Consider the following 16,531-nt stretch of genomic DNA (forward strand, 5'->3'; position numbering starts at 1 on the left):
TTCAATTCCGGTCTTCGCGGTCGGTATCGTTCAGCGCGCGATTCAGGCGCTCACGCTCGTCATCGGAAAGCGCAGCGATGTTGGTCACCGGTGTACGACGGCGCAGATAGATCGCGACGCCGATCACGACCACCAGCAACAGCACGAACGGCCCGGCCCAAAGCACGATGGTCTCGCTTTTCACCGGCGGCCGATACAACACAAAGTCACCATACCGCGCGACCAGAAAATCCGTGATCTCGACATTGCTCTGCCCGGCGCTGAACATCTCGTAGACCTCATCGCGCAGATCCTTGGCGAGCGGCGCATCGGAATCCGCGAGCGACTGGTTCTGACAGACCATGCAGCGCAGCTCGGCGATCAGGTCCTTGTAACGTTCCTCGTCAGCCTTCGAGCCAAAATCACGGAGCTCCGTTGCGTGCAGACCCGTCGAGGAAAGCAGCGTCCAAAGGGCAAGACCCATCCACGCAATGGCACGCTTCATGCGCCGGCCCTGATCTTCGCGATCAGCGGTTCGAGCGTGTCACGCCAGACCTCCGGCGTCAGCGCGCCGATGTGCTTGTAGCGAATCATGCCATTGGCATCCACGACAAAGGTTTCAGGGGCGCCATAGACACCCCAGTCGATCCCGACGCGACCATCGGCATCGAACGCCGTCATCCGGTACGGGTCGCCGAGGCTGCGAATCCAGCGCGTGGCATCCGCATGTTCATCCTTCCAGTTCAGGCCGATGATCGGCACGCCGTTGCGCGCCAGCGCCAGCAGCATGTCGTGCTCGACGCGGCACTGACTGCACCAGCTCGCCCAGATGTTGACGAGCGTGATCTCCTTGCGCAGATCGGCGCTCGTGACACGCCTGGACGCATCATTGAGGGACGGCAGATCGAACTCGGGAACCGGTTTACCGATCAGTGGCGAGGGAACATGCCGGGGATCGATGTGCAGACCCGCATACAACAGACCCGCAAGCGCCGCGAAGATCAACAGCGGCCAGAGAAACCGCAGCTTCATGCGCGCGTTGCCACCGCACCATCCGCAGCGCCCGCACGCGCGCGGCGCACCAGACGATAACGCCGATCACTGACCGCAAGCAGTCCGCCGGCGGCCATCAGCAGCGCACCGAGCCAGATCCAGCGCACGAACGGCTTGTAGTACACGCGCAGACTCCACGCCCCGCCACCGAGCGGTTCGCCGAGCGATACGTACAGATCGCGCGTGAAGCCGGCATCGATGCCGGCCTCGGTCATGGGTCGGGTCTGCACACGATAGACGCGCTTTTCCGGATCCAGCACGGCAACTTGCCTGCCCTTGCCATCGAGCACCCGCACATGCCCGCGCTGTGCGGTGTAGTTCGGCCCCTCGACGTCGGCGACCGAATCAAAGACAAAGCGATAGCCGGCCACCTCGGTCGTGTCGCCGGGCTGCACGCTGACGTCACGTTCAACCCCGTACTGGCTCACCACCGCGACACCAACGATGGTGAACGCAACACCGATGTGCGCCAGCAGCATGCCGTAGAAGCTCGGCGACTGAGCACGCAGCCCGGCGATGATGCCGGAGCGCAGTCGCACGCGCGCCCAAAGCACATTCGCGCTGGTCGCCACGATCCACACCGCCAGCGCACCGGCGAGCCCGACCGCGAGTGAACCCGCGCCGATCAGCGGCGTGGAAAGCACGACACCGGCGATCACCGCCGCCGCGAACGCAACCCGAGCGCGTCTGGCGAACTCGCCTACATCACCGCCGCGCCACCCGACCAGCGGCCCGATGCCCATCAGCACGAACAGCGGCACCATCAACGGCACGAAGGTCGCATTGAAGTACGGAAACCCGACCGAGACCTTGCCGAGGTTGAAGGCGTCGGCGATCAGCGGAAACAGCGTGCCCAACAGCACCGTCACGGCGGCCACGGCCAGCACCACGTTGTTTGCCAGCAGCAGCGTTTCGCGCGAGAACGCACTGAAGGCACCACCCACGCTGATGCCGGGCGCCCGCCACGCGTACAGGGTCAGCGACCCGCCGATCACGACGCCGAGAAAACCCAGAATGAACACGCCGCGCTCGGGATCGGATGCGAATGCATGCACCGAGGTCAGCACGCCGGAGCGCACCAGGAAGGTCCCGAGCAGACTCAGGGAAAACGCGGAGATCGCCAGCAACACCGTCCAGCGCTTGAACGCACCGCGCTTTTCAGTGACGGCCAGCGAATGCAACAATGCGGTGCCGACGATCCATGGCATGAACGAAGCGTTTTCGACCGGATCCCAGAACCACCAGCCACCCCAGCCGAGTTCGTAGTAGGCCCACCACGAACCAAGCGCGATGCCGGTGCCCAGAAACGCCCAGGCGATGGTCGTCCACGGGCGCGACCAGCGCGCCCAGGTCGCATCGAGTCGGCCACCGATCAGCGCGGCGATCGCGAAGGCGAATGCCACCGAAAATCCGACGTAGCCCATGTACAGCATGGGCGGATGAATCGCGAGCCCGAAATCCTGCAACAGCGGGTTCAGGTCGCGGCCCTCCTGCGGCATCGGCAACAGCCGGTCGAACGGGTTCGAGGTCAGCAGCATGAACAGCAGGAAGCCGATCGCGATGAACCCCATGACCGACAGCACGCGTGCGATCAGCGTCAGCGGTAGCTGCCGGCTGAACACCGCAACCGCGAAGCCCCAGCCGGCCAGAATCAGGCCCCACAGCAATAGCGAGCCCTCGTGCGCCCCCCAGACCGCGGAGATCTTGTAGAGCGTCGGCAGTTCGGTGTTGCCGTTGTGCGCGACGTAGGCGACGGTGAAGTCGTTGCGCAGGAAGGCATCGACCAGCGTCCCGAAGGAAATGACCATGAACGCGAACTGGCCAAACGCGAGCGGCCGCGCCAGCGACATCCACGCGGTGCGTCCCAGCAACGAGCCGGCCATCGGCACCACGGCCTGGACGATCGCGATGACCAGCGCCAGGATCAGCGCAAAATGTCCGATCTCCGGCGTCATTGCACGGTCGTCTGTTTCAGGCCCTGCAGGCGCGGATCGCTGCCGGCGGCCTTGAGCGCATCGGCCACCTCGGGCGGCATGTAGTTCTCGTCATGCTTGGCGAGCACTTCGTCGGCGACGAACACGCCGCCGCCATCCAGACGGCCGTCCGCGACGATGCCCTGCCCCTCGCGGAACAGGTCCGGCAGCAGGCCCTCGTATTCGACCGGCACGCTGCGCGCGTTGTCGGTGATCTGAAAACGCACGCGCAGCGACTGCGGCGCGCGTTCGACCGACCCGGGCACGACCAGTCCACCGACGCGGAATTTGCGCGTCGTCGGCGCCTTGCCGTCGGCGATCTCGCTCGGCGAGTGGAACAGCATCAGGTTGTCCTGAAATGCCGTCAGGATCAGCGCCCCCGCGGCAGCGACCCCGAGCAGGATCAGGCCAACCGCCATAAATCGGCGTTTCTGTTTCGGTGTCATTGACGTCTCTCGGCGCGACGCTGACGCCGCGCAAGTTCAGCGAGCAACTGGCGACGCGCTCGCATCGGCGCGATCCAGTTCCAGATCAGTACGGCCACGGTGAGACCGATGGACGGCCACACGTAGACGGCGTACCCGCCCATCGAAAACCATTCGGACAAGCTCATGATGCCGCCAGTTCCTGAACCCAGGCGCTGTTTCGCTCCTGATCGAGCACCAGCACGCGGGCGCGCATGAGCATGGTCGCACCGTAGTAGAAGGTGCAGCCGATCGCCATCGACAGCAGGGGGATCAGCATGGAGATGTGAATCGACGGCTTGTCGAATTTCGTCACGGTCGGCCCCTGGTGCAGGGTGTTCCACCATTCGACCGAGTAGTGAATGATCGGAATGTTGATGATGCCGACGATCGCGAGCAGCGCGGCGGCCTTCGCGGCGGACCGCTTGTCCTCGATCGAACTGTAGATGCCGATCACGCCCAGATACAGGAACAGCAGGATCAGCTCCGAGGTCAGCCGCGCGTCCCAGACCCAGTAGGTGCCCCACATCGGCTTGCCCCAGAGCGAGCCGGTCACCAGCGCGAGAAACGTGAACGAGGCGCCGATCGGCGCACTCGCCATCATGACCACGTGTGCAAGCTTGATGCGCCAGATCAGACCGATCGCGCCGACCACCGCCATGGTCGTGTAGATGAACAGCGACATCCACGCCGCCGGCACATGCACGAAGATGATGCGGTAGCCCTGACCCTGTTCGTAATCGGCCGGGGCGACGACCAGCCCCTGCCACAGCCCGAACACGATCAGGATGCCCGCAATCGCCCCCAGCCACGGAATGAAACGCCCCGCGATGCGATAGAAATACCGCGGCGACGCCATTTGATGAAAGAATCCACCGGCCATTCAGTTCACGCTAATCCGAAGAGCGGCGGCAATGCCGAACGGCGCCAGCGTCAGCGCCAGAATCAGCAAGCCACCCAAAAACCACAACGACGCATCATATGCGAAGCCCCCGGCGGCCGCAGCGACCACCCCCGCGCCGAAGATCAGTACCGGCACGTACAGCGGCAGCACGAGCAGCGACAGGATCACCCCGCCGCGACGCAACGCAACCGTCAGCGCCGCGCCGATGCCACCGATCAGGCTCAGCACGGGCGTACCCAGCGCGAGCGAGAGCACCAGCGCGCCGATCGCCTCGCCGGGCAAGCCGAGCAATACCGCGAACAGCGGCGCGAGCACGATCATCGGCGCACCGGCGATCAGCCAGTGCGACAGCGCCTTGGCCAGCACCAGCACCGGCAACGGGTGCGGGCTCATGAGCATCAGGTCCAGCGCGCCGTCGTCGAAATCCGCGCGAAACATCGCGTCCAGTGACAGCAGCGTCGCCAGCAGCGCCGTGACCCAGACCAGTCCCGGCGCCAGTGCCGCCAGCAGTTTCGAATCCGGCCCGACGCCGAGCGGAAACAGCGTCAGCACGATCACAAAGAACAGCAGCGGATTGGCGATCTCACGACGCACGCGCAGCGCGAGCATCAAATCGCGGCGGATGACCGCCAGCCCCGCGCCGATCGCCCCGCTCATGCGGCCGACAGGTCCAGCGTGACGACCCGGCCGGGATCCAGCCGCACCGGCCGGTGCGTGCTGAGCACCGCCAGCCCACCGTTTTCGAGATGCTGATCCAACATGCCTTCGAACAGTTCCATGCCATGACGGTCCAGCGCCGTGAACGGCTCATCGAGCACCCACAGCGGCGCCGGGCAGACCAGCAGACGCGCAAGCGCCACACGCCGCGTCTGACCGGCCGACAGGAACGCCGTCGGCACGTCCTCGAAGCCGTTGAGCTCGACCTCGCGCAACGCCTCGCGCACCGACATCGCGGCCTGCGTGCCGTGCAGCATGAGCGCAAACCCGAGGTTCTCCTCGGGCGTGAGTTCGCGCTTGACCCCGGCGAGATGGCCTACATAGGCCAGATTGCGCGCGAACGGCTCGTCGAGTGTCTCGATCCCCCGGCCACACCAGTGGACTTCGCCCGCATCCGGCCGGCGCGCGCCGGTCAGGATGCGCAGCAGAGTCGTCTTGCCCGCGCCGTTGCGGCCCTCCACCTGCAACACCTCGCCGGGCCGCACACCGAGATCGAGCGCGTCAAACAGCACGCGATCATCGCGGGTGCAGCCGAGGCCGGATGCGGTCAGTGACGGGGCTGCGCTGGAGGTCATTGCGATGGGTTTCGGGCAAAAAAAATCCCGCGCGCCGGGCGCGGCGCGCGGGATTATAGCCTGAGGGCTGGAGTGTGCCGCCTTGATCTTGGTCTAGACGGCGCCGGGCTGCCTTGGATTAGCCCCAGATCTCTTTAGTGATGTTCGACCACCAGCTTTCCGCATACACGGCCTCGAGCTGCCGGCTGGTGTCCTTTCCGGACAGTCCGCCAGCACCCTTGACAGAGGCCACCTTGCCGCCTTCGAGGTTGTAAACCGCGGCAACTGAAATGCCATAGGTCGGGGCCACGAGGCTGTAGCAGGTGTTGACCCAGCTCGGGTCGCCGGGCTCGCGACCGTTCAGCAGATCGGCCACCGCCGCGGCGCAGACCTTCGCCTCGGAGTTCGCGGCATAGCCGGACTTCGGCAGCGGAGACTGATGCGCGGCGTCACCGATGACGTGCACGTTCGCCTGCTGGGTCGACTCCCAGGTCTTGTGATCGACCGGGCACCAGCCCTTGTCGTCGACCAAGCCCGCTTCCTTCGCGATCCAGCCGGCCTTCTGCGGCGGGATGTAGTTCAGGACGTCGGCCTTGATGTCGTCGAACTCGGTCTTGACGACGCGGTTCTTGAAGTCGATTCCTTCGATCGTCTGCTGGTGCATGTAGTTGATCATGCCGTCGTAGTTGGCCTTCCAGCCTTCCACGAACAGGCCTTGCTTCGAGAACTTCGGCTTGACGTCGACCGCGATGATCTTCGACTTCGGCTTATGCTGCTTGAAATAGTGCGCGACCATGCTGATGCGCTCGGCCGGCCCCGGCGGACAGCGGAACGGGTTCGGCGGCGGGACGATCACGAACGTGCCGCCATCGGGCATGGCCTCTAGCTGCTTGCGCAGCGCGTCGGTCTGCGGACCGGCCTTCCAGGCATGCGGGTTGTGGTTTTCGTCATAGCCTTCCATCGGGTCGAAGTCGACACCCGGCGAGACGATCAGACGGTCATACGGCAGCGAACCGCCGCCTTTCAGCGAGACCTTGCGCGAGCCGGTGCTGACACCGGTGACCCAGTCGTGCACGACCTTGACGCCGGCGGCCTTCAGGCCGTCGTAGGTCATGGTGATGTCCGACATCTTGCGCAGGCCGCCGAGCACCCAGTTGGAGCCCGGGCAGGTCGCGTAGGTCGTGTTGACCTCGACCAGCGTGACGTCGATCGACGGATCGAAATGCTTCAGATAACGCGCAGCCGTGGCACCGCCGAAGCCGCCGCCGATGACGACGACCTTCTTGGGACCACTCGAGCCGCCACCCACCTGGCAGCCGGCCAATGCAAGGCCCGATGCCGCACCCGCGGCGCCGCTGACCTTGAGGAAATTACGACGTGAGAACTTTGCCATGATGATTCCTCCGGCCGGCGTCAGAGCTTGGAAATGTAGTCGGACATCGCGGCGATGTCCGCGTCGGAATAGCCCTTCGCGATGCGATCCATGATCGTCGCGGGACGCTTGCCCGACTTGAAATCGTTCATCGCGCCAGACACCACCGCAGCCGGCAGGCCCTTGAGCGAAGGCGCAGCGCCCGAGCTCTGGCCATTCGGTCCATGGCAACCCCAACAGGTGACCGCCAGGGTGCGCCCGGACGGGCCCGCCATCGAGGCCGAGGACGCGGACAGCAGGGCCATTGCCGCCGCAACCATAATCGTTCTTTTCATTCGCTTGCTCCTCCAGAAGGTGCAGTGTTTACGGTTTCATAGCAAACCGGGCGTCCTTACTACCATGCCGTGCGCAACATTTCAAACCGCAACTGCAACATCGTGTGGCATGTTTCGATCTGGAACGCCGAGTTTGCCGGCCGCCCGGGTCACAACATTGCAGGCATCCTCAAAACGGCCGGGTCGAAATGCGCGACCGCCGCGAGCCCGTCGTGGTCGTGAATGATCAGCCAGTGGTCGCGAATCTCCATCAGCCCACTCTCGCGCATCTCGCGCAGGGTGCGGTTGACGTGCACGGTCGTGAGCCCGACGGCGTCGGCAATCTGCTCCTGCGACAGCGGCAGCGCGATCGAGTCGGATTTCACGCCCATCGGCACCAAATCGTGCACGATGCGCACACGGTGGAACAGCTCCAGCATCAGAAACGCGATTCGCTCGCGGGCACTTTTCTGGCCGGTCCCGATCAGGTGCTGATGACACAGAAACTGGTCGCGGGCGCTCAGCGTCGCCATCCGGCTGGCCAGGTCGACGCGTTCGCGCAGCAGACTGGCGAGGCGATCACGCTGAAACGCGCAGACCGTCACATCGGTCAGCGCGGTGGCCGTGGCGATGTGCGGGCCGCTCATGTCGGCTTGGAAGCCGAGAAAGTCGCCGGGCAGCACGAAGCGCAGGATCTGTCGCTTGCCGCTTGCCAGCGAAACCGACAGCATCACCCAGCCCGAGAACAACGTGAAGGCCAACGGACCGCGACCGCCCTCTTCGAACAGCGTCTCGCGCGCCGCGATCTGGTATTGGCCCTCGCGATAGCGGCTGGTCCAGTCGAGGTCACGCTCGGCCACGCCCTGAAACAGCGCCAGCGCCCGCACCGGGCAGCCGGTACAGGCCGTCGGATTTTCGCGTTTGCGTCCGGATGGCGCCTTCGTCGACGCTTTCATTCTTTTACACCCAATCGTCCAGAGGTGGGCCTGAGCACCGCGGTCGCCTGCATCGCCCCGTTCAGGTTTGGCCGCGCGCCGCCGCTATGCGGCTTGCGAGACCACTGCGTCGCTCAAAGCGCCGCGCAACGGCCGCTGCGAGTCGCTCGCGCGAGCCGACGATCCGCACCCGCGAGCGCGCCCGTGTCACGGCAGTGTAGACGAGTTCACGCGTTGCCAGCAGAACTTCGCTGCCCGGCAGTATCAGCGTCACACCGTCGAATTCCGCGCCCTGCGACCGGTGTACCGTCAGCACGTAGCCCGGCTCGTGGGCCGGGATGCGTTCGGCGGCAAACCAGCGCTCACCGTCGAACCAGACCTTGGGCGGCCCCGATTCCGGCCCGGCATGCCAGCGAATGCCCAGGTCACCATTGAACAGACCCTGCGCCGGATCGTTCGCGCGCACCAGCAGCGGCTCGCCGTGGCCGCCGCGGGTAGCCGTCAGCCGGGCGACCTCGGCGCCGATGCGGGTCACGCCCCAGGGGCCCTCGCGCACGACCGCGATCAGGCGCTCGCGGTCCAGCAGGCGCGCGACCTCGCCGGGTGACCCGCGGCCGATCGCTTGCGCAAGTTCCTGCGCGTAGGTCCCGAGCAGCGCGCCAGTCTGTTCAGCGGGGACCAGTGTCAGCGCTGGATTGCCGGACCCGAGCGAGGCCAGTGCGGCATCGGCAGCTCCGGCGCGCACGGCATCGGCCAGCGCCGAAATGGGCGATTCCGCTCCGAAGCGGAACCGGTGCGTAAGCTCGATCATGGCACCATACAGCGGCCCGCCGCGACCCGCCGCGGCGCAGATCTCCGCCAGCACCGCGCCGGCCTCGACGGACGCCAGCTGATCGCGGTCGCCGAGCAGGATCAGACGTGCGTCGTCGGCCAGCGCTTCCGCGAGCCGGCGCGCCAGTGCCAGATCGAGCATCGACGCCTCGTCGACCACCACCACGTCCAGCGGCAGCGGTCGGCACGGGTCGAACGACGCCCGACCGTCGCGACGCATCCCCAGCAGTCGGTGCAGCGTCTGCGCCCCCGCCGGCCGCGCCCGGGCCGCGCGTGGGGCTCGGGCGGCGTCGGGCCACGCTGTATTGAGGCTCTCGTCCAGGCGCGCGGCGGCACGGCCGGTAGGCGCCGCAAGGCCGATCCGCGGTGGCAAATCACCGGGCCAGCATTCGGCGAGCACCGCCAGGGCGTTGGCCACCGTCCAGGTCTTGCCCGTGCCGGGTCCACCACTGACGACCACCAGACCGCGCGAGGCCAGGGCCATCGCGACCTCGCGCTGGCGATCGCGCGCATCCCCAGCGAGCGGCCCGAACAGGCGCCCGACCGCGGTGCCGATCGCATCGGCGTTCGCGACCGGCGCGGCACGATCGAGCACGGCCAGCCGTCGCGCCAGCGCGGCTTCGTGGTCCCAGTACCGAAACAGGTACAGCCGGCCGGCGGCGTCGAGCACGAACGGTGCCGCGCACTCGCCGGCGTGGCCGACCAGACCGGTCGCGAACAGTCGCTCGGCGTCGAGACCGGCGGCATCGGCCTCCAGGCAGACATGCCCGGCCTGCAGGGCCTCGATCGCGAGGCCCGCCATGCGCGCGGCGAGTTCGGGTTCGCCCGTACTCTGGCGCGCGGCCCAATCGGCGAAGTGGCGCCCAAGTCCCGTGAACGGCGCCCCCCGGCTCATGGTGCACCGGCCAGCAGGCGATCGAGTGCGTCGACGAACACGCGCGACGGACGCGCCGCGAATACGCCGCATTCCGGCGCGCGCGGATCGAGCCCTCGCAGGAACAGATAGCGCACGCCGCCAAAGTTCCGCTCGTAGTCGTAGCCGGGCAGGCGCTGCCCCAGCCAGCGGTGCAGCGCGACGGTGTAGAGCAGGTATTGCAGCGCGTAATCGTGCCGACGCATCTCCCCGTCCATCGCGGCGGCGTGATACCCGCGCGGATCGGCACCGAGCCAGTTCGACTTGTAGTCGACGATCCACCAGCGGCCCACGTGTTCGAAGACCAGATCGACGAACCCGCGCAGGAATCCGTCGATTCGCGTGGCGGACAACTCGCCAACGGGCACGTCGTGGCGACGCAGCAGCTGCACGAGTTCTCGAGCGTCGAAGCGCGCGCCCAGATGAAACTCGAGTTCGCGGATCATGCGGTTCGGACCCACGTCCGCCAGCGTCATGCCGGTCGCAGAGTCGAGCGCCGTATGCGCGACCCGCCCGAGCATGTCCAGCGCAACCTCGGTCCAGGTCTGCGGATAGCCGTGACGCAGCAGCGTGCGCGCTACGACGTCGCGGTTACCGTCCGTCTGCGGAGCGGAGAGTTCTGCATGTTCCAGGATCTCGTGCAGGCAGACACCGGCACGCGCGCCACGTGGAAACCCGGCGATGGACAAGGCGGACGCCGGCTCCGGCGCCTCGGCCTGCGCGGCGATCAGGTCGTAGTCCGGTGCGTCATCGGCGTGCCCCGCGCCCGCCAGCGAACTGAAACTTCCGATGCGTCGTGCCGTCGCCAGCCGGCCGGTGAAGCTTCGAGCCTTGCCGGCCGCCGCAATCGCCGCACCGGCCCGAATCGTCTCCGTCCCGGACGGCGCCGACGCGAACGCAATCGCGCCACCGGCTTGCGCCACAAGCGCGTCCCAGCAACGTCGCTGTGCGTCCGGTTCGCCCGCCGCCTCGGTGTTGACGAGCTGGTCGAGCATGGACACGCCACCGCTTTTCGTCAGCTTCACCGGCCCGCTGAAGACATGACACTCTTGCTCCGCGCGCGTCAGCGCGACGTACAGCAGGCGCGCGATCTCGGCCCGGGATTGTTCGCGCCCAAGCGCCCCTCGATCCGCGGAGACCCCGCCCCAGCTCACGAGCGGCGCGCCCTGCTCGTGCACGATCGCCAAGTCCTTTGGATCGTCAGCGGCCTTGTCGCAGGCGACAAACGGCAGCACGACGACCGGATACTGAAGCCCCTTGGCCGCGTGCATGGTGACGATCTGGACCGCGTCGGCATCCGTTTCGAGCCGCAGCAGCGAGGGGTCCTCATCGCCGGCCGGTCGCTCTGCGCGTTGGGTCTCGAACCACGCCAGGGTTCCGCGCGGCGAGCGGCCCGCGTCGGCCTCGGCCTGCTCGGTCAGTTCGAGCAGGTGATACAGGTTGGTGACCCGGCGTGCGCCGTCGGGCTCGGCCAGCAGGCGCGCGCACACCTGCTGCTCGATAAACACCCGTTCGAGCATCGCGCCAACCCCGGCGTGGTGCCAGCGCGCCTGGTATTCATGTGCACGATCCACATACCCGGCCCACGCCCGGTCATCGGACGCGAGCGCGGCGATCGCCGTGGCGTCCAGCCCGAACACCCGGGTCGCCAGTGCCCGCCGCAGTTCCGGCGCGCGCCCGGCCTCGATGCACGCGGCTAGCAGCCATTGCAGCTCGCGCGCTTCCTCGGTCTCGAACACGCCGGTCTTCGTGCGCGTGATCGCGGGAACGCCGAGCGCGGCCAGCGCCGCGCGCATGCGCTCGGCTTGAGCGTGCTGAAGCACGAGTACCGCGAAGTCCGCCGCGCGCCGGGTCGTGCCGTGCGCCGCAAGTTGCTCCGCGATCAGCCGCGCGGCGGCCTGCGCGAACACCGGCTGTGCGTCGGTCGCAGAAAGCGCCGCATCCAGCCAATGCACGCGCAGTGATTCCGCGCCTGGCTCACCGTCCGACCGGGACGATGGCAGGTTTGGCGCGTAATCGATCGAGGCATCCGCAAACGCCGCGGCATTGGCGGCATACAGGACGTTGACCGCCGCGATCATCCCCTGGGTCGAGCGCCAGTTCCTGCGCAACAGCCAGCGCGTTGCGACCTGCGCGCGCGCCCGGAAATAGGTATGCACGTCGGCGCCACGAAATGCATAGATCGCCTGTTTCGGATCGCCAACCAGAAACACCGGCGCGTCGTCCGCAAAGATGCGCCGCACGATCTCGTATTGCAGCGGATCGGTGTCCTGAAACTCGTCGATCAGCGCGGCGCGATACCTGCGACGCAGTCGCGCGGCGAGTGGTGCGCCACCGGCACCATTGAGCGCGGTGTGCAGCTCGACCAGCATGTCCTCGTAGCCCAGCACCCGGGCGGCGCGCCGCCGTATCGGCAGCTGCGCATCGAGCCACTCGAACGCCGCATGCCGCAGCGCTGCGATGCGCATCTCCACGGCCGCATCACGGGCCGCCGCCGCCATGCCCAGCCGCTCGATGCGCGCAAACATCGGGTGATCGGGTGGTGTATGTCCCTTTTTGGCGAACTGACCCAGGTCCCCGGGCGCAAAGACCCGAAGGTCTATATGTTCGGGAAGCTCAGCGTCGACACCCGCAGCGACCGCGTCGAGCCACTCGAACACTCGCTGGATGCGCGGTTGACCGAAATAGGTCTTGCTCAGGCGACCGTCCCTGAGGATCTCTCCAAACTCATCGCGCTCGCGCGACCAGCGCTCGCGAAGCGCCGTGGCCTGTTCGTCGAAGGCGGCGAGCGCAGCATCGAGCCCGCCGTCGTCCGGCACCTCGTGTTCGAGATACGGCCGCGCCAGCAGCTTGCGGAAATCTTCGGCCCAGCGTGTCGGCCCGGCCCCGCTGGCGACCAGCGCCGCCACCACCGCCTGCGGCTGCATCGGCAGCTGACGTTTCCACCACTCGCCGAGCGCCGCGACGCGATCGCTGGCCAACGACGGTGCGGCCTCGCGCGCAAGCGGCTGGCCGGCCGCGAAGGCGTGGTCGTCGAGCGCGCGCTGGCAGAAACCGTGGATGGTGTGGATCGCGGCGAGGTCCATGTCCGCGCGGGCGCGCTCCAGACGCTCGCGGGCCGGGTCGTCCGCGGCGATCCCGGCGATGCGTTTGCCCAGTGTCCCGGCGATCCGGCCGCGCAGCTCAGCGGTCGCGGCGCGCGTGAAGGTCATGACCAGAATCGATTCGACGGGAATCCCGGCCTCCTCGACCAGCCGCCGGTACAGCTGTTCGAGCGCCCAGGTCTTGCCGGTGCCGGCATTGGCCTCGACGAGCTGCCAGCCGCCGAGCGCGACGTCGTCGACGTCCAGGTCCGGGGTCGTCTGCATCAGCCCTTGCCGCCCTTTACGCGTGCGCCGACTAGCGGGCCGAACACCTCGATGGCGATTTCAGCAAACGGCTCGGCGAGCGGGTCGCGGCCGCGGAACACCAGTGCATTGCCGGCATGCTTCATCGGTGTGTGGCCGCGATAATCCGGTTCGAGCGCGGCGCGCGCGGCGACCAGGGCCGCGTCGTGGTCGCCGGCCTTTTCCAGCGCTTCGACGTAATCCATCGCGGCGGCCGCAATGAGCGGCAGCGGCTCGATCTGCCCGCGGCGATACCAGGCGATCAGACGCGTCAGAATGCCCGGCGCATCGTCCACCGCCGCGAACTTCTTGGTTTCGTCGCCGCCGAGAACGACGCTCTGCACGTCCGCCGCCGACCGTTGCACGGCGCACAGGCACAAATGACGCAGCCACAGCGCAAGCTGATCGCGGGCGGACGGCTTCGAGTGGCGCGCAAACGACCACGCGCCGCGCTCGGCGATGTCGTCCAGCGTGCCGGTCAGCACTGCGCCGTCCAGGGTCAGTTCAAAGGCACGCGCCGCGACTGGATCACCGACCAGCGCCGCGCGCCGGCGCAGCATGCCGGCGAGCAGCTGACGTTCGCTCTGGAGCATCAGGCGGCCCGGCGCCCCGGCCGGCAATTCCAGATGCCGGCGCAGCCAGGCGTCGCTGACCTCGGGTTGTGCAAGCAGCACCCGCCGCAGGGCGATTCGCACATCGGCTTCGAGTTCGAACGGCTCGTGCTCAGGCAGCGAATCGGGCCGGTCGTACAGATCGATGCCGAGTGCCGTGCGCACCCAGCGCCCGGGTGCGTCGGCCCAGAAGCGCTCGAACGCCGCCAGCTCGATCACCGCTGGTTCCACTGCCGGCGCCGCCTCGATTCGCGCGTCGACGAACGGCCGCAACGGCACCGCGGGGGCCGGCACACGCTCGCCGCGGTAGCTGAACAAGCGTGCGTCCGCGGCAAAATAGCGTGCGCTGAACGCATGCCGCGGATGGCGTGTGATCAGCGCGTCGCGCTCCGCGCCGGTCAGCGACACGCAGGTATCCAGCAGGTGGTCGAGCGCGACCGAACACGGCCGCAGCACATCGTCGCGCGGATGCTGGCCGCACCAGCTCGCGATGAAGCCATCGCGTGCCGCGGCCAGCGCATCGAACAGCGCGTTGCGGTCGTCGTCGCGCGCCGACGGATCGCCCGCCCGATGTTCATCGGCCAGTCGATCGAAATCCTTTGCGCGGTCCCGCCGCGGGAAACGTTCGGCGTCGAGCCCGAGCACGCAGACCACGCGAAACGGCACGCCGCGCAGCTGACCGATCGGTGCGACCACGACACCGCCGGAAAGCCGCGGCGACCCGCGACCGGACGCCCAGGCGGCGTCGAGCGCCGCGCGCAGGGTCTCGACATCGAGCTCGCGCGCGAAGCGCGCGACGGTCAGCGCGTGTTCGATGCGATCCAGCGCGGCGTCGTACACCGCCGCGGCGTCCGGTTGCGCTTCGCCGTCGAACCCGGCGCGACCGAGTGCGCGCAGGCGTTCGATCCACGTGGATGCGTCCGCTGCGGTGCGCCAGCTCGAGCGCAGTTCGCGCACGACCGAGACGTAATCCAGCCATCGACTGAGACACTCGCCGCGTTCGCCCTCGAAGTCCACCGGCGGGCACCAGTCCAACCAGTCGACCCCGCCGGCCGGCAACGCGACGCCGAGCAGCAGTCGGTCGAGGCCCTGGGCCCAGCTGAAGTCCAGTCCGTCGGCCATTGCCAGCGCCGTGTCGGTGTCGGGCGCACCACGCATCGCCACGGCACGCACCCAGTCCTCGATATCCGCGAGCTCGCTCAGTTCGATGCCGAACCGCGCACGGACCGCTTCACACTCCAGCGGCGCGAGCAGCCGTTCGATCGGCGGCGTGTCCGCGCACAGATCGAACAGGGCATCGATCGCCCGCTGCCAGGCGGCAATTTCCGGCGCACGCTCGCCGGCCAGATCCACCGGGATACGCAGGTGCTCCGGCGCCGCACCAAACACCGCACGCAGGGCGGTGCCGTACTCGTCGATGTCCGGCACGAACAAGGCGATCTCATGTGGCCGGAGTCCGGGCAGCGACTCGAAGCGATCGAGCAGCAGATCGTGCAGGACTTCCGCCTCACGCCACGGGGTATGCGCGCTGTGAAACTGCACGCTGGTGTCGCCCATGGCCCCACCGGGCTCGGCTGCGCGCAGGTCGAGCAGGTCGGCCTGTATCCGCCCGAGCAACGTATTCGACGCTGGCTCGACCCAGACCTCGGCATCGACCGCGTCCAGCCCGTGCACCGCGCCGATGAAGTCGCGCGCCGGGCGCGCCAGCGCGCCGAGCAGCGGTTGCCCGGTCGCGAAGTATTCGCGGCGCGGCACGCTCTGCCGGTCGCGTGTGCGCTCTGCGACGAGGTCAGCCCAGTACTCGCGGCACGGATCGAGGACGTAGAGCTCGATGTCGAGGAACTGACCGAGCGCAGCAACCGCCTCCAGATAGGCGGGCGACAGGGCCGTGGATGCGAACACGGCCACTGGCGCGGCCGACGGCCAGATCGCCCCGTCCGCGAGCCGTTCAAGGGTGTCGGACAGGCGCAGGCGCCAGTGCGCCGGCGCGCGGTCGCGGTGCATTTGCGCCCACAGCGCGGCCTGCCAGTCGTCGCGGGTAGCGCAACGATCCCAGGGCTCGATCCACTCCGGTCGATAGATGAGATAGCGCTCGAAAGTCCGCCCCAGCGCCTGTGCGAACTCGAACTGCCCGCGCCGGTCCTGGGCGCGGAAATAGTCCAGCGGCGGGCCGGCCTGCGTGCCGAGATCGAGCGCGGCCAGCAGACGCCAGCCGAGCACCTCGGCCGTGTAGGCGGCCGCGTCGGGCGACTCGCCGGCGACGCCGTTGGCGACCCGCGCTAGGAACTCGGCGGGCAGCAGCGCCTTGAGATTCGCCGCGATGCCGGTCTGCGCGGCCCGCTGCTGAACCAGCCAGTGACCGGTTCCGATGTCCGGCACGACCAGCCACTCCGGTTCAAATGGGGACGCACACCCGCCATCCACGCCGCGCCGCCAGGCATCCGCAAGCGCCTCCAGGTGGTTGGCGCGCGTGACCTTCAGCATCGTTGCGTAGGCGAACGGTCGACGCACATCGTTACAATCCT

General features: G+C 67.7%; 14 protein-coding genes. All 14 read right to left on the minus strand.

What is annotated here, in order from left to right; genetic code table 11:
- Position 1: 1 nt before the first annotated feature.
- Positions 2–463, minus strand: coding sequence for a cytochrome c-type biogenesis protein CcmH (locus tag KDG50_15800; GenBank protein ID MCB1866881.1), 462 nt, complete (start codon positions 461–463; stop codon positions 2–4).
- A 17-nt stretch (positions 464–480) separates the two neighbouring features.
- A complete protein-coding gene (locus tag KDG50_15805; GenBank protein MCB1866882.1) occupies positions 481–1,011 on the minus strand; it encodes a DsbE family thiol:disulfide interchange protein in 531 nt (176 codons plus the stop codon).
- Positions 1,008–2,987, minus strand: a complete 1,980-nt coding sequence (locus KDG50_15810; protein ID MCB1866883.1) for a heme lyase CcmF/NrfE family subunit — start codon at positions 2,985–2,987, stop codon at positions 1,008–1,010. The genes KDG50_15805 and KDG50_15810 overlap by 4 nt, the downstream gene beginning before the upstream one ends.
- Positions 2,984–3,451, minus strand: a complete 468-nt coding sequence (gene ccmE, locus KDG50_15815; protein MCB1866884.1) for a cytochrome c maturation protein CcmE — start codon at positions 3,449–3,451, stop codon at positions 2,984–2,986. The genes KDG50_15810 and ccmE overlap by 4 nt, the downstream gene beginning before the upstream one ends.
- Positions 3,448–3,612 carry a heme exporter protein CcmD gene (gene ccmD / locus KDG50_15820; GenBank protein MCB1866885.1) on the minus strand — a complete coding sequence of 55 codons (165 nt, stop codon included), beginning with the start codon at positions 3,610–3,612 and terminating at the stop codon, positions 3,448–3,450. The genes ccmE and ccmD overlap by 4 nt, the downstream gene beginning before the upstream one ends.
- Before the next feature lie 2 nt (positions 3,613–3,614).
- A complete protein-coding gene (locus tag KDG50_15825) occupies positions 3,615–4,352 on the minus strand; it encodes a heme ABC transporter permease (protein MCB1866886.1) in 738 nt (245 codons plus the stop codon).
- Positions 4,353–5,030, minus strand: a complete 678-nt coding sequence (gene ccmB, locus KDG50_15830) for a heme exporter protein CcmB (protein MCB1866887.1) — start codon at positions 5,028–5,030, stop codon at positions 4,353–4,355. It abuts the gene before it with no gap.
- Entirely contained in the window at positions 5,027–5,665 is a 639-nt protein-coding gene (ccmA, locus tag KDG50_15835) for a cytochrome c biogenesis heme-transporting ATPase CcmA (GenBank protein MCB1866888.1), read from the minus strand. Before ccmA ends, ccmB begins: the two co-directional genes overlap by 4 nt.
- A gap of 118 nt (positions 5,666–5,783) precedes the next feature.
- Positions 5,784–7,037: an FAD-dependent oxidoreductase gene (locus tag KDG50_15840; GenBank protein MCB1866889.1), complete on the minus strand. Its 1,254-nt coding sequence runs from the start codon at positions 7,035–7,037 to the stop codon at positions 5,784–5,786.
- Between the two features lie 20 nt (positions 7,038–7,057).
- Positions 7,058–7,351: a cytochrome C gene (locus KDG50_15845; GenBank protein ID MCB1866890.1), complete on the minus strand. Its 294-nt coding sequence runs from the start codon at positions 7,349–7,351 to the stop codon at positions 7,058–7,060.
- Between the two features lie 149 nt (positions 7,352–7,500).
- Positions 7,501–8,286 (minus strand): Crp/Fnr family transcriptional regulator, encoded by a 786-nt coding sequence (locus tag KDG50_15850; GenBank protein ID MCB1866891.1) that lies wholly within the window; start codon positions 8,284–8,286, stop codon positions 7,501–7,503.
- A 61-nt stretch (positions 8,287–8,347) separates the two neighbouring features.
- Positions 8,348–9,991 (minus strand): exodeoxyribonuclease V subunit alpha, encoded by a 1,644-nt coding sequence (recD, locus tag KDG50_15855; protein MCB1866892.1) that lies wholly within the window; start codon positions 9,989–9,991, stop codon positions 8,348–8,350.
- Positions 9,988–13,377 (minus strand): exodeoxyribonuclease V subunit beta, encoded by a 3,390-nt coding sequence (gene recB / locus KDG50_15860; protein ID MCB1866893.1) that lies wholly within the window; start codon positions 13,375–13,377, stop codon positions 9,988–9,990. Before recB ends, recD begins: the two co-directional genes overlap by 4 nt.
- Positions 13,377–16,517 carry an exodeoxyribonuclease V subunit gamma gene (gene recC / locus KDG50_15865; GenBank protein ID MCB1866894.1) on the minus strand — a complete coding sequence of 1,047 codons (3,141 nt, stop codon included), beginning with the start codon at positions 16,515–16,517 and terminating at the stop codon, positions 13,377–13,379. The genes recB and recC overlap by 1 nt, the downstream gene beginning before the upstream one ends.
- Positions 16,518–16,531 lie beyond the last annotated feature (14 nt).

The sequence above is a fragment of the Chromatiales bacterium genome (assembly GCA_020445605.1).
GTDB lineage: Bacteria > Pseudomonadota > Gammaproteobacteria > JAGRGH01 > JAGRGH01 > JAGRGH01.

Bases quoted from the DNA above. Each gene is read 5' to 3' on its own strand.
- KDG50_15825 (MCB1866886.1), bottom strand. From the start codon at position 4,352: ATGGCCGGTGGATTCTTTCATCAAATGGCGTCGCCGCGGTATTTCTAT.
- KDG50_15800 (MCB1866881.1), bottom strand. From the start codon at position 463: ATGGGTCTTGCCCTTTGGACGCTGCTTTCCTCGACGGGTCTGCACGCA.
- KDG50_15840 (MCB1866889.1), bottom strand. From the start codon at position 7,037: ATGGCAAAGTTCTCACGTCGTAATTTCCTCAAGGTCAGCGGCGCCGCG.
- KDG50_15805 (MCB1866882.1), bottom strand. From the start codon at position 1,011: ATGAAGCTGCGGTTTCTCTGGCCGCTGTTGATCTTCGCGGCGCTTGCG.
- KDG50_15845 (MCB1866890.1), bottom strand. From the start codon at position 7,351: ATGAAAAGAACGATTATGGTTGCGGCGGCAATGGCCCTGCTGTCCGCG.
- ccmA (MCB1866888.1), bottom strand. From the start codon at position 5,665: ATGACCTCCAGCGCAGCCCCGTCACTGACCGCATCCGGCCTCGGCTGC.
- ccmE (MCB1866884.1), bottom strand. From the start codon at position 3,451: ATGACACCGAAACAGAAACGCCGATTTATGGCGGTTGGCCTGATCCTG.
- ccmB (MCB1866887.1), bottom strand. From the start codon at position 5,030: ATGAGCGGGGCGATCGGCGCGGGGCTGGCGGTCATCCGCCGCGATTTG.
- recB (MCB1866893.1), bottom strand. From the start codon at position 13,377: ATGCAGACGACCCCGGACCTGGACGTCGACGACGTCGCGCTCGGCGGC.
- recD (MCB1866892.1), bottom strand. From the start codon at position 9,991: ATGAGCCGGGGGGCGCCGTTCACGGGACTTGGGCGCCACTTCGCCGAT.
- KDG50_15810 (MCB1866883.1), bottom strand. From the start codon at position 2,987: ATGACGCCGGAGATCGGACATTTTGCGCTGATCCTGGCGCTGGTCATC.
- KDG50_15850 (MCB1866891.1), bottom strand. From the start codon at position 8,286: ATGAAAGCGTCGACGAAGGCGCCATCCGGACGCAAACGCGAAAATCCG.